The following is a 12,145-nucleotide window of genomic DNA, read 5'->3' as shown; positions in this document are numbered from 1 at the left end:
CTGCGGCGGGCGAACGCGATATTGAAGTCCGCCTCGGCTTTCTTCGCCGCGGAGCTGGACCGTCCACTGCGATGAAGGTCGCCTGCATCGACCAGTACAAGGAGACGTTCGGCGTCCAGCCGATCTGCGACGTCCTCGCCGAGACGGACGCGCCGATCGCGCCGAGCACCTACTACGCCGCCCACCACCGCCTGCCGTCGGCCCGCAGCCGGCGCGACGAAGAACTCACCGAGGAGATACGCCGCATCCACACCGACAACTACGGTGTCTACGGGGCCAGGAAAGTCCATGCCGCACTGGTCCGCGAGAACTTCACGGTGGCCCGCTGCACGGTCGAACGCCTTATGCGCCGGGCCGGCCTGCGCGGAGTGATCCGGGCCAAGAGCCCGCGCACCACCCGCCCCGCTCCCGAGACCGACCGGCCTGCCGACCTGGTCGAGCGGCAGTTCACCGCCACCGCCCCGAACCAGCTCTGGGTTGCGGACATCACCCGTCCCCCCGGGCACGGAGCACAAGCACGTCGATGTCTACGCCGCGTTCCCGGATGGCGGACTGCCGCCCATGGAGTCGCCGCAGCAGAAGAACAACAGCGCCTGAGCAGCCGTGCGAAGGGCGGTGGGGTCGCCGCAGGGGACGGTAGCCGGGACGGGGTGTCCTGCCCCCCTTCCCCCACGGCGGGTCGGGCGCGGACGGGTTCGTCCGGTGCTCAGGCAGTTCCCCGGGACGGTTCCGGCTCACAGCTGCCTGGATGTGCCTGGCGGTCAGGTGTCGCAGGTGTCGAGCATCCGGGACAGGGCTTCGGCCTCGGCGGGGTTGGCGGTGAGCTGGTAGGCGGCCTTCACGCTGATCCAGGCCCGGCTGTAGGTGCACCAGTACGACTGAAGCGGCGGCTTCCAATTCCCCGGGTCCTTGTCACCCTTTCTCCGGTTGCCGCCCGTCGACACCGCGATCGGGTCAGGAGCGCCCTACAACTCGGAAGGCCAGACAGACAACGGCAGTGTGATCCTCGACCGGTGTGCCCGAACGGCCCCAGAAGCGGCGGTGCACATCGCGCCAGTCCTCAAGAGACGCATCTCCCTCGCCCTCGGCCTTCGCGTGTTCCCACGTCACCTCCGTGAAGGGCTTCACCTCTACGCTGGTGTACTCAAGGGTTGCGATCGATCGACCCTCGTCTTCCAGGAGCGACTGCCGCTCACTGACGTACTCCAGCCCCTCGGCCTCTTCGGCGTACTCGTTGAGCAGGCAGGTCGTGGCTATCTTTTTGCCGGCCAGGACCAGAGAGTTCAGCTCGGCCCGCATGTCGCCGGGAAAGCCCAGTTCCAGCGCGCGCATACCATCGACTCGCGGCCACATGATTTCTCCACCTCATTCGGAGCGGTTTGTCAGCCCCGGGATGCTTTCCGTGATCATATGGTTCCTTCCCGCCCTGAACTGCAGGGGAACTTCTCGCCGGGGTATGGCGCCACCGCGATCCACCGCCCGCCCTGGCGCACGCCGCCGATGACGTGTTCATCCACGCCATGTACGCCAGAGGGCGTTTCATCCCGGGTTGTTCTATTGGCGATGGTCTATGCGCCGCGCCAGGTGGGGGTGGATTCGCTGGTGAGGCGGCGGGCCATGAGGTGGATCACGGCTTGGGAGCGGTGGGATCTCATGGCTCGTCAGGTGCTGCGGGTGCCTGGCGGTACTCCGTTGGAGTTCCGTACTCGCTGAGGGCCAGTACCCCTGTTCGACGCATCGGGACGTCGGAGCCGATGGTCAGGTGCCGGACGGCTTGACCGGTCCGCCATGCCCATCTCGCCATACAGCCGGTATCGGACCGCCCATCGCTGCGCTGTCGTCGGTGAGACCTGGAGGCGCTCGGCCGTCCTCGACGACACAACGGGCCAGACGCAGACGTCCGTTGTCGGTCAGGGGTGCATTGCGGTGAGGCACCAGGGCCTTTCTGGTCGCCGCTGCAGATGTCGCAATCCACACCAGGCCACAAGGCCCTCACCCATTTCGAGATCACTCAGCCGTGAATCCCGTCACCGACATCCGTGGACGGAACATCTAGGGCTTGTGGTCCGGCACTGACTCGGGTAGTCCTGCGTACCAGCCCTGGACGGCCAGCCAGAATCCGGCCAGCACTATGGCGACGAGCGCGACGCGGCCTGCGTACCCGACAACGGACGGTCCGATCATCCACCGTCGGGGCAGCAACCATGCTGACAGAGCAGCTGCCACTCCGACGAGAACGGTCAGTGGAAGCTCCGCGTACAGCACGCTCCAGTCCGGCCCCGTTTCGAATCCGGCGCGCGCCCGAGGTTCGGCGTCCGCGGCCCATCCCAGCAGCCCGACGAATCCACCGGCCAGGGCCACCCCGGTACCACTCAGTGCTTCAACACGTTCCCTCATGATCACTGGAGACGCTGGCTGCCCCGTGGGAGTTCCTGCGGAACCGCGCGATTCTCCGTCGCGAGAAACGAAGAGGCCGAGGACGATGGTGGCTACCGCGGCCTATCGGGAACCGTGACGGCACAGTGGTCATGCAGACCCCACGGCCGTCCCTTGCGCACCGGGTTGGCGCCCTCCCGCCGCCAGGCGGGCCTCGCCCGTGCGCTCGCAGCCCGCACCGGCGTCGAGGAGCAGATCGCCACCATCTCGGCGACCGCCGGAGTGCGCATCCCAGCCTGCCGGGAGTATTCGGCCCGACCGACCCAGGACACCTCTCATGACCACTGCGCCGTATGCCGTTCCCCTCCCGCCCAGCAGCCCACGGCGCTCAGTTACTGAGGTGCGCCAGCAGGGCAGGGTGGTCGGCAAGAGCGTTCTGGAGCAGCTGTTGGGCGAAGGGCGCGTACTGGCCGCTGTCGGCAGCTGTCCAGTCGATCGGGCCGAAGGGCGGCTCGGGGTCGTACTCGATGAACAGCTGGACCATGCGCGCGACCTCGTTGCCGGCGAGGCGGCCGACAAGGTGCAGTGCCATGTCGATGCCGGCCGAGACGCCGGCGGCGGTGATGAAGTGCCCGTCCTCGACCCAGCGCCGGGTGACCGGCGTTGCCCCGAAGCGGGCGAGCAAGTCGCGGTACATCCAGTGCGTGGTGGCCTGGCGGCCCTCCAGGAGCCCTGCCGCCGCGAGCAGTAGCGAGCCGGTGCACACCGAGCCGACGATCTGGGACCGCGCCGCGGTCTCGCGTAGGTTCCCCAGCAAATTCTCGTCGGCCATCGCGGCAAGGGTGGGGACGAGGCCGCCGGGCACGATCGTTGCGTGCGGATCCGCTATTTCCTCGAAGGTGTGACTGGGTACCAGGGACAGCGGCGTGTCGCTTCCTATCGGCTCAATCCGCTCGCCGATCACGACGGTGCGGTAGCCGGGAACCAGATCAGCCAGCGCTGCGAAGACCTGCAGTGGGCCGACGATGTCGAGCGGCGTGAGGCCCGGGTACAGCACGAAGGCGATGGTTTTCACCGGGGCAGACGGCACGGGCGAGGTTTCGGTCATGACAGGACTCCTGAATGTCGGTGGGTGGCCGGTGGCCGGCCTGACCACCCTCACCCACCGCCGCAACCAGAGACAGGAGCCTCTGGAGTCTATGTCCGAAATCCTGGGATACCTGTCCTGCCGACGGATTCGGTAGGGTCGTAGGCATGACGACAGCTGTCCGCCACCGCGTGGTGGTCGTGGCCTACGACGACGTGGAACTCGTTGAGGTCGCCTGCGTGACCAGCGCCTTCGACGGGGCGAACCGCCTCGGTGCGAGTCCGCCCTACGACGTCCTCCTGGTCACCCCGGAGGGCCGCCCGGTGCGCTGCTCCTCAGGACTGGTCCTGGGCGCGCAGGCGGCGCTGGAGCGTACCCGCGGCCCGGTCGACACGCTGCTGGTCGTTGGCGGGCCGGGCCACGCCGCGGCGGCGCAGAACACCCGGCTGGTCGAGCACGTGCGCCGCCTGGCCGGAATCGGCCGTCGGGTCGCATCGGTGTGCACGGGCGCCAGTGTTTTGGCGGCGACCGGGCTGCTTGACGGCCGGCGCGCCACGACCCACTGGGCGTACGCGCACGACCTCGCGCAGCGTCACCCGGCCGTCCAAGTCGACCCCGCGCCGCTGTACCTCCGCGACGAGCACGTCTGCACGTCGGCCGGGGTCACCGGGGCGCTCGACCTCACCCTCGCATTCGTCGAGGAGGACCACAACCCGGCCCTCGCCCGGACGCTGGCCCGGATGATGGTGACCTACCTCCAGCGGCCCGGCAACCAGGCCCAGATCAGCATGTTCGTCGACGCACCGGCTCCGGAGCACCGGACCGTGCGACGGACCGTCGAGCACATCACCGGGCACCTCGACGGCGACCTCAGCGCCACCGCGCTCGCCGCGTACGCGGGAGTCAGCGGGCGTCATCTGGCCCGGCTGTTCCTCGACCACCTCGGACAGACACCGGCCCAGTTCGTACGGACCGCCCGAGCCGAGTCGGCCTCACAACTCCTCGTTTCCACAGCGCTGCCGCTGGCTTCGATCGCGAGGCGCTGCGGGTTCAGCTCCGCCGAGACAATGAGGCAGGTGTTCCTGGACCACTACGGAACCACACCCAGCCAGCACCGCACAGTCCACAGCGCTCCCCGGGTTGTACCCACCGCGGGGCGGCCGTGATCAATCTCAGCGCTACTTCCTGTACCTCAACTACGACCGACACCAATTGCATCTATGCGAACTCGCGACGGTATGCGCATCGTCGCTGTCCAGGGCATCGGCCCCGTGCCCTGGGCGGGAACTACCTGTAGTCGTCCTCGTCCAGCCGAACAACCCGGGCCTGCTCGACGTCATCGGCTGCGTTGGCGGCGTCCGGATCGACATGGGGGCGGACGTCGGTGTGCTGCTCGGCGGCGTGCGCCTCGGGCGCCTCCTCACGTCTTCTTCGGCGACATAGCGCTGCGCTGCTACAAGCACAAGGCCCGTTGGATGTACGACGAGCAGGACATCCGGGTCGCCAGCCGGGCGCTCACGGGGATGGATCTGGACCTGGACGATGCGTCGATGTGCAGCTGCCCGCGTACCGCGACCTCCTGGAGCGCGATCCGGAGGAGTGGCACCGCCCCGACTGGCGGCGGCGACTGGTGTCGTGGATGTTCGACCGGGCCCGCCACAGGCTGCTCCGGGAGCGCGGGGCTTATGACGAGTGGGGCGCCTGGCGGGACATCGGTGGGAACGGGAGAATTGGCTCCTGCCTCGGGTCTATGCAGGCTTCCTGGGCCGCTGGGAGAGCGGGAAGAGGAACTTGGTGGCCCGGGCCCGGTTGTACTCCTCCTGCGGCGATCAGGGTCCGTACTGGGGTGACTGGCGGACTTCGACCGCGTCCGGGTACATCACCAGGTGTCCGCCGTGCTCCGGAGCTTCGTTCCAGCCGTACCGGCGGCGCGGTCACCGGATCAAGGTGGTGGCGGTCGCGACGGCCGAGGCGTTGGCCCAGCTGGGAGTACCCGGCACACAGACCCACGGCGGCGGTCGCCTCGTCGGACATGAACTCGTCGCCGAAGTCGTGGATGGGCCGGGCAGCCGCGGCGATGCAGTCGAAGCTCTCCATGCGCCGAAGGTCGCTCACCATGACTCAATAGGTCAAGAGATGATTTCTGATGAAACCCTTTAGGTAATCTATCGGTTTGTGCTGGATATCCGCCGTCCGCGCATGCTCAAGACCGCCGCCGCCCGCGGCTCCATCGCCGCGGCCGCCCAGTCGCTGGCGCTGTCCGCCGGTGCCGTGTCCCAGCAGCTGTCCGTGCTGCGGCGCAACGTGGGAGTCGATCTACTGCGCCCCGACGGGCGAACGTGGCACTGACGGAGGCGGGACGCGTGCTCCTCGAACACGCCGACCGGATCCTCGCCGCCGTGCAGGAGGCTGAGAGCGCCGTCGCGGCGGTCAAGGGCACGGTCGGCGCTACCGCGACCCTCGCCGCGCTGCCGTCGACCGTCGCCCGGATCGTGGCCCCCGCACCTGATCCCGGTCACTCCAAGGTCCCCGACTGTGAGGATGAGGCGGCACCGCTCGAGGGTCTGACCCGATCCCCGATTGACGCTTCGGCTGTCCTCACTCTGAATCGTCGGCCTTCCGAGCGGTGCCAATGCGTGTACCGGCCGGAGATCGTGACCTCATAGAAGCTTGACCCAAGCGGTCCCATCACAGTCGTGTCCGTCTGCCGGCCGGTGCGCGCGAGCCCACTCGCCGCGCACGGAAGGAACCCGGCCACCATGTCACAGCCGACCGAGGTGATCGGCGGGATCGACACCCACACCGATCTCCACCAGGCCGCCGTCATCGACACCATCGGCCGACACCTGGCCACCGAGGCGTTCCCCACAACGCCCACGGGCTACCGAGACCTGCTGGAATGGCTGCATTCCCACGGCCAAGTACTGGTCGTGGGAATGGAGGGCACAGGCTCCTTCGGTGCCGAACTTTCCCGCTGTCTCCATACCAACCAGATCACTGTCATCGAGGTGGACCGACCCGACCGTCATGCTCGTCGCGCGGCTGGGAAGTCCGACCCCATTGATGCCTACGCCGCCGCCACCGCGGTACTCGCCGGCCGCGCCACAGGCACCCCGAAGCACCGCGATAGCGCGGTCGAGGCAATCCGCGGACTGCGCGTGGTACGCGCCAGCGCCGTCAAGGCCCGCACTCAGACCATCAACCAGATCAAATCACTGATCATCACCGCGCCCGCTGCGGTACGCGAAGCACTGCGCTCGCTGACCACCACCGAGCTGGTCCGACGGCTGGCCGCCAGCCGTCCGGGGCACCGACCTGGCTGCCCCGGCCACAGCCGTCAAACTGGCCCTCAAGCGTCTGGCCAAGCGCTACCGGCACTTGAGCGAGGAGATAGCAGACGCGGACGCCGACCTGCGCGTCCTGATCACTCGCACCGCCCCCCGGCCTGCTCGCGCTGCCGGGCGTCGGGACCGAGACCGCCGGGCAGCTACTGGTCACCGCCGGAGACAACCCCGACAGGCTCGCTTCAGAGGCCTCATTCGCCCACCTGTGCGCCGCCTCACCCGTGCCAGCCTCATCCGGGCGCACAGACCGCCACCGACTCAACCGTGGTGGAGACCGCCAGGCCAACCGCGCGCTGCACACAATCGTGCTGGTCCGCATGCGTCACGACCCGCGCACCCGCGACTACGTCGCACGACCACCCTCGAAGGACTCAAGACGAAGGACATCTTCAGATGCCTCAAGCGCTTCGTCGCGCGAGAGGTCTACCGCCACCTCACCAGCGCATTCACCGGCGCACCCGGGCCGTCTCCTGCAGCTTGACGATCTACAGAAGCTTCAGAGTCAAGCTCAGGGCGTGTATCGAAAGTAGATCTCGACCGCGCGGTGATCTTGGCAAGTGCCGCCGATGTCGCCGACCCGTCAGCCGCTGGGTCCTCCACTGCCAAAAGCCCCACCATTGTCATCCTTGGGTACGTCCCTTGGCGAAGAGGGGCGGTTGATCTCGTATGGGCTGAGACCTTCCCCGAAGTCATCTGCAGCCCTCAAGTTCTCGCTGCTTCGGGAGGAACGCTCGGCGCGTGGTCCCTGCTGTCGTGCCCGAGACCGACGGCGCGCGTCCCACCAGACGAGGCCAAGCAGAACAGCGACTACGACCACTGCTATACCGAGGGGGAAAATCCAGCGCACAGCCGAAGCGGCCAGTGTGATGTCACTGATGGGCACCTGACTCACAAGGTGGCTCATCTGGCCCACGTCCTTTCTGAGGGGATTCCACCGCTCACAAAGCGAGGCAGAGGCTTCCGCTCATTGGAGAGAGCCCGCGATGGCCGGAGCCGCGAGAAACTCCAATCCCGCCGCCCTTGGCGGGATCAATCTCGCGGGGCCCGCCTGAACTGGACGTCTGACAAGGCTCAAGCTCCCCTGATAAGTCTACGGCGGGGAGCGTACGGGGGACCGCTAGGAGCCATGAGTTGGTTACTCGCGTCGGTAGTTGATCAAGAGGAGACCTCCGGGCGTAGTGGAGATGCCTGTCTTCACCACAACCGGAGGTCTTGATGGCCCACCTAATGCCCGGCTGACCTTCCACGGCAGATGCCTTCTGGTGCGCCGTGTCGTGCAGGGCCTGCGTCCCGTGGCGCATGTGGCCAGGGAGCTGGGAGTCTCACGACAGTGCGCGCACCGGTGGGTGGCCCGCTTCCGCGCCGAGGGCTGGACCGGTCTGCACGTGCCACCAGTGAGGCCGCGGGACCACGCGCGGACTTGCAGGTCGGGAAGGGAGCGGGCGTGCGTCGTTTCTTGCATGACAACAAACTGAACCTGGGCTTCGGTTCCGCCTTCGTGCTAGCTCTCGCGGGGCAGGCGATCGCCGGGCAAGAGGGGTGGGCCATCCGGTGACCGTGGTCTTCCTCGGCTGGTGTGATCTTGGGGGTGTTCTCCAGGATCCACTGCCTGTACGGGCAGGAGCTGCTCCCGCCCGAACCGCTGCGCGTTCACTCACCGGCCGAGGTCCTCGCCCTGGACGACGCCGCCCGTAGCCTCCGGGAGCGCGCCGCTGGCCTTGACGTGGTTCTGGACGAGGCGGTAGCAGCGCTGCCACTCGGTGTCCCAGGCAGGGCACCACCCCGGATCGATCGCATCCAGCTCGTCCCGCCGCGCCTCGGGCGGTGACCGTGCGCCCGCCCGTCGGCGAACTCCGCACTGTCCCGGTGCACCGCAACGACAGGGGCCGCCTGGTGAGGGAGGCACTCGTGCTCCGGGCCGTGCCGGCGGGCTCAGTCGGTCGTGTTCGGGCGGTCGGCGGCGGCGACGAGGGCGGCGAAGGTGAGCGGTTGGCCCAGGGCAGGGGCGGGCGCCGGTGCGGCCTGCGTGGTCAGGCCGTCGAGGGCAAGGTCGAAATGGCGGTGCAGCAGCGTGCCGTCCGCGTCGAGCCGGGAGAGACCACCGGGCAGGGGGCGGGACAGCCGGATCGACAGGAGGATCAGGTCCCCCCGCCCCCACCTCGGGGCGTAGTCGGCCGGATTCGTGCGCCGCGCGGATCAGGTGGTCGAGCGCCCTCGATGTGCGGGTCCGGCTTTCGATCAACTCCTGGTCGACAACGAGCCGTTCAAGCAGCACAGGGATTAACGCGCCCATCCGGAGGCCGGCTGCCGCGTGGACGAAGCGCCGCACCGCGTCGTACGCGTCACCCTCCTCCCGCGCCGCCTGGTGGGCCGCAGCCTCAAGGCGTGAGAGCAGGTCACCGGTGAGATCACGCACGAGTGCCTCGCGGTCGGCGTAGCGACGGTAGAGCGTGGCCGGCCCCACACCCGCCCGGCGCACGATCAGGTCCAGCGGGGCGTCCAGGCCCCGCTCAGGAACACATCGCGGGCGGCATCCAGGATCCGTCGTCTGCTGCGTTCGGCGTCCGCCCGCATGAGATCCACCTTCCATCACTGAAGCGGAGAACTTCTCTCCGCCTATGCTAGCGTGCCGTAGGCGGAGAAAATTTCTCCGATTCGCTCGAAAGGGGCTTCGCCATGAACACTGGCGCGCTGGATGTCCGCACTCTCATCGACGGTGTCGAGTACGGGGACGATGCCGTTCGGCAGTGGGAGCTGGACCGTTCACGGGCGGCGCTCACCCTGCTGAAGCAGCGGATCGGGGACGAGCGGATGCGGGAACTCCTCGCCCTCGATCTCGCCGCGTCAGACGCGGTGATGGCACCGCTTCCGAACGGGTCCGGAGGAACCTGGCGGTCGGCCGTCACCGAAATGACAGTCGCCGGGATCGACGTGGACCGGTTCCTCACCTGGTGGCAGGGCCGGCTCGCGGGCGGCGACCGGTCCGCGCTGCTCTCCGCCAACCCCGAGCACTACCTCGCCGACTCCAGCGGCGGAGTGGTCGAGATCATCGAGACCATAGGATCCGGCCCCCTCCGGTTCTTCCTCACCTTCCACGACGGCGTCGAAATCGCGGACGAGGGCCACGAGGAGTACCCCGTACGCATCGGCGGCACCGGACGCCTCGGTGACGGCACGGAGATCGCTCGCGTCATGCATGAGTTCGGCGACGGCCCCGACGGCTTGCGCATCCGCCTGACCATCCAGTTCCCGGCCAACACCCCTGAGCACGTCTTCGTTGGACATCAGTGGCACTTCGCCTGCGAGTTCACCAACTGGCTGGAAGGCGCGCACGCCCAGGCGTGAGCTCCTTCCGCACGCAGGCGGGCCGCCAAGGGGGATCCCGCGCCCCGGGCCCTCCTCGGTGCGGCCCAGCGAACAGCGATTTTCGGTAGGGCCATGCCCATGACAATCACGCTCCGGCCGTGCCGGCACAGACCGACCCGCCCACCACCGCAGAATCCGGCATCCTGCGTCGCGCAGCCTGCGAATTCGGCCTCACCGGTATGCGCTGGTAGGGCGGGCGTGTAGGAAACCGCCCTCTGTACCGGACGGGGCCTGCTCTTCGCTGTTTCAGCGGGCGACCAGTTCGTCGAACGGAGGCGTACTGACATCGGCCGCGGGACGCGCGAGATGCAGTGCGGTGTGGAAATGGCCCGCCGATTCCTTACCGTCCGGGTCCTGCCCATGGGCGGTCACCGCGTCGATGGCGTACTGCTGCTCGGCAGCGCCGGTGAAGCGGCGTTGGACGAAGGTGCACCCGGCGTACGTCTCGGTGGTCAGGCCGTGACCGGCCAGGTGTTCGGCGATGGGCGCGTAGGAGCCGGTACGCAGGACGAAGGCAGCGACCCACGGCAGTGCGCGGGCGCTGTCCAGGAGTGGCTGGAATGTGGCCCGGGACAGGAAGCTTGCACCACCCGTGATGGTGATGAGTCGGACGCTCCGGGCTGCGTCCAGCAGGTCTCGGGTCGGCGGGGTGGTCTCCAGGTTCTCGGCGAAACCGTCGTCGAGCAAGCCGACCGCTCGTGCGTAGGCGATGGCGTTGGGCGCGATGTCGAGGCCGATCACCGGGACGGCGTCCCGTCTGCGGCGGGCGCGGAAGAAGGACCTGTCGTGCTCGGCCAGTTCCTCCGCGGTCATGGCCACCACCCGCGGCGACGTGTAGTGGGCATACAAGTCGTCCAGGGTCAGCTCGTGGTTGAGCAGGGCTGCGTTGATGCCGTACGAACAGCACAGGTCCAGCACGACTTCCCCCGGGGCCCGCAGCCGGAGTGCTGCCAGGCGGCGGAAAATGCGCTGGGCGTGATGCGGTGTCCGGTAGCCGAACGCGCCAAGTTCGCGGAAGAAGGCGCGGGGATCGGCCTGGTCGTAGATGTCGTCGAACGGGGTCATCGTGCGCTGCGCGGGCTCCCCCGCGTCGTCTTCCCGTACCTCGACCATCACATGCTCCGTTCTGCCGGCCAGGCCGCTGTGCGCGGTCGCCACAGCCTCCCGCACAGAGCTGGCCGGGGAAACAGGCCGCTGACGGATCCGGCCATGCCCGGCCGAACAGCAGCGGGGGCGGTCGAGGGCGACCACGGCGAGGTTGGCCAGGCTGCGCTTGACGTGTGCCCAGACCCACTCCACGGGGTTGAGGTCGGGCGAGTGGGCGGGAAGCAGGAACACCGTCAGCCAGGCACGCTCGGCGATCAACTCGCGCATGGCGTGGGAGACGTGGGTGTTCAGGCGGTCCCGGACCAGCACGATCGGTGCCCTGACGAGCTGGTGGACACCGTCGATCAGTGCGATGAAGTCGCGCTCGCCCATGCTACGGCGCTTGCCCTTGCCGGAGGGGTGGGTGCGCAGGCGGTGGCACAGCCGGGTGCGGGAGCCGGGCCGCATGGCGATCAGTCCTGCCACCGACAAACGTCCCGAGCGGCGGCCGCTGACTGTCACGACAGGGGTGCGGCCGCGCCGGCCCCGAGTGCGTCCTTTGGGCGGCCGTCGGGTGAAGCCTGCCTCGTCCTCGAAGCAGATGTAGCCCCCGCAGGCCGCCCGGGCTGTTCTACCTCCGCCCAGGTCGCCTCCTTCCACGCGGTGACGGCCTGCTCGTCCCGCTCGGCCACCCGGCGGATCGAGCCGGCGTTCGTGCCCACGGGGGGCAGCGCTCCTCCCGCCCCCGCCCCCACGGAGGTCTTCATGAGTTTCTGTACCGCCATGTAGTTCGGTGCGGCATCGGGAACGCTGCCCGTCAGGGTGTGCCGTCCCGACTCGGAGACCGCCGACACCACGCCGAGTGGTTGGCGTCGGCGGTCTCATT

11 protein-coding genes, 4 pseudogenes and 1 other annotated feature are annotated in these 12,145 nt (G+C 68.4%); of the genes and pseudogenes, 8 read left to right on the top strand and 7 right to left on the bottom strand.

Going from position 1 to position 12,145, the window contains the following annotated elements; genetic code table 11:
* Positions 1-251, bottom strand: a 251-nt coding sequence (locus ABZY11_RS15795) for a hypothetical protein (RefSeq protein WP_356479680.1), incomplete at its 3' end; no start/stop codon positions are given.
* Positions 36-164, top strand: a sequence feature (AL1L pseudoknot). It overlaps the preceding gene by 129 nt.
* Between ABZY11_RS15795 and ABZY11_RS15790 the strand changes: the two are divergent.
* Positions 192-323, top strand: a pseudogene (locus tag ABZY11_RS15790) (IS3 family transposase); the annotation flags it as partial. The gene ABZY11_RS15795 and the pseudogene ABZY11_RS15790 sit on opposite strands and share 60 nt — an antisense overlap.
* Positions 324-761: 438 nt before the next feature.
* Here the strand turns inward: ABZY11_RS15790 and ABZY11_RS15785 are convergent.
* The 4 genes and pseudogenes from ABZY11_RS15785 to ABZY11_RS15770 all read right to left on the bottom strand — a co-directional run bounded on the left by ABZY11_RS15785 (position 762) and on the right by ABZY11_RS15770 (position 2,397).
* Entirely contained in the window at positions 762-944 is a 183-nt protein-coding gene (locus ABZY11_RS15785; RefSeq protein WP_356479679.1) for a hypothetical protein, read from the bottom strand.
* Between the two features lie 10 nt (positions 945-954).
* Complete coding sequence (locus ABZY11_RS15780) at positions 955-1,332, bottom strand: ASCH domain-containing protein (RefSeq protein ID WP_356479674.1); 378 nt, start codon at positions 1,330-1,332, stop codon at positions 955-957.
* Positions 1,333-1,766: 434 nt separating this feature from the next.
* Positions 1,767-1,935, bottom strand: a pseudogene (locus ABZY11_RS15775) (leucine zipper domain-containing protein); the annotation flags it as partial.
* Between the two features lie 117 nt (positions 1,936-2,052).
* Positions 2,053-2,397: a hypothetical protein gene (locus ABZY11_RS15770; protein ID WP_356479673.1), complete on the bottom strand. Its 345-nt coding sequence runs from the start codon at positions 2,395-2,397 to the stop codon at positions 2,053-2,055.
* 153 nt (positions 2,398-2,550) lie between these two features.
* Here ABZY11_RS15770 and ABZY11_RS15765 point away from each other — a divergent pair, with 153 nt between their 5' ends.
* The gene (locus ABZY11_RS15765; RefSeq protein ID WP_356479672.1) at positions 2,551-2,775 is read left to right on the top strand and encodes a hypothetical protein; all 225 of its coding nucleotides are present in this window, start codon (positions 2,551-2,553) and stop codon (positions 2,773-2,775) included.
* Here the strand turns inward: ABZY11_RS15765 and ABZY11_RS15760 are convergent.
* Positions 2,765-3,484, bottom strand: coding sequence for a DJ-1/PfpI family protein (locus ABZY11_RS15760; protein ID WP_356479671.1), 720 nt, complete (start codon positions 3,482-3,484; stop codon positions 2,765-2,767). The genes ABZY11_RS15765 and ABZY11_RS15760 overlap by 11 nt on opposite strands.
* Before the next feature lie 146 nt (positions 3,485-3,630).
* Between ABZY11_RS15760 and ABZY11_RS15755 the strand changes: the two genes are divergently transcribed.
* From ABZY11_RS15755 to ABZY11_RS15730, 6 genes and pseudogenes are all read left to right on the top strand, one after another.
* Positions 3,631-4,629, top strand: a complete 999-nt coding sequence (locus ABZY11_RS15755; protein ID WP_356479670.1) for a DJ-1/PfpI family protein — start codon at positions 3,631-3,633, stop codon at positions 4,627-4,629.
* 1,033 nt (positions 4,630-5,662) lie between these two features.
* Entirely contained in the window at positions 5,663-5,812 is a 150-nt protein-coding gene (locus tag ABZY11_RS15750; RefSeq protein ID WP_356479669.1) for a LysR family transcriptional regulator, read from the top strand.
* A gap of 410 nt (positions 5,813-6,222) precedes the next feature.
* A pseudogene (locus ABZY11_RS15745) lies at positions 6,223-7,288 on the top strand (IS110 family transposase).
* Between the two features lie 703 nt (positions 7,289-7,991).
* The gene (locus tag ABZY11_RS15740) at positions 7,992-8,282 is read left to right on the top strand and encodes a leucine zipper domain-containing protein (RefSeq protein WP_356479677.1); all 291 of its coding nucleotides are present in this window, start codon (positions 7,992-7,994) and stop codon (positions 8,280-8,282) included.
* 113 nt (positions 8,283-8,395) lie between these two features.
* Positions 8,396-8,635: a hypothetical protein gene (locus tag ABZY11_RS15735; RefSeq protein WP_356479678.1), complete on the top strand. Its 240-nt coding sequence runs from the start codon at positions 8,396-8,398 to the stop codon at positions 8,633-8,635.
* A gap of 848 nt (positions 8,636-9,483) precedes the next feature.
* Complete coding sequence (locus ABZY11_RS15730) at positions 9,484-10,152, top strand: hypothetical protein (protein WP_356479668.1); 669 nt, start codon at positions 9,484-9,486, stop codon at positions 10,150-10,152.
* Between the two features lie 1,254 nt (positions 10,153-11,406).
* On the opposite strand, the pseudogene ABZY11_RS15725 reads toward ABZY11_RS15730, so the two are convergent.
* Positions 11,407-12,144: pseudogene (locus ABZY11_RS15725) on the bottom strand (transposase); the annotation flags it as partial.
* Position 12,145: the final 1 nt, after the last annotated feature.

This window comes from Streptomyces sp. NPDC006510 (genome assembly GCF_040611955.1).
In the GTDB taxonomy this organism is placed as follows: Bacteria; Actinomycetota; Actinomycetes; order Streptomycetales; family Streptomycetaceae; genus Streptomyces.
The sequence above is the reverse complement of the archived record's forward strand: the minus strand, read 5'-3'. Positions and strand labels throughout refer to the sequence as shown.

Excerpts from the sequence above, each read along its gene's own strand:
- ABZY11_RS15755 (WP_356479670.1), top strand. The coding sequence starts at position 3,631 with ATGACGACAGCTGTCCGCCACCGCGTGGTGGTCGTGGCCTACGACGAC.
- ABZY11_RS15780 (WP_356479674.1), bottom strand. The coding sequence starts at position 1,332 with ATGCGCGCGCTGGAACTGGGCTTTCCCGGCGACATGCGGGCCGAGCTG.
- ABZY11_RS15740 (WP_356479677.1), top strand. The coding sequence starts at position 7,992 with ATGCCTGTCTTCACCACAACCGGAGGTCTTGATGGCCCACCTAATGCC.
- ABZY11_RS15730 (WP_356479668.1), top strand. The coding sequence starts at position 9,484 with ATGAACACTGGCGCGCTGGATGTCCGCACTCTCATCGACGGTGTCGAG.
- ABZY11_RS15750 (WP_356479669.1), top strand. The coding sequence starts at position 5,663 with ATGCTCAAGACCGCCGCCGCCCGCGGCTCCATCGCCGCGGCCGCCCAG.
- ABZY11_RS15760 (WP_356479671.1), bottom strand. The coding sequence starts at position 3,484 with ATGACCGAAACCTCGCCCGTGCCGTCTGCCCCGGTGAAAACCATCGCC.
- ABZY11_RS15770 (WP_356479673.1), bottom strand. The coding sequence starts at position 2,397 with ATGAGGGAACGTGTTGAAGCACTGAGTGGTACCGGGGTGGCCCTGGCC.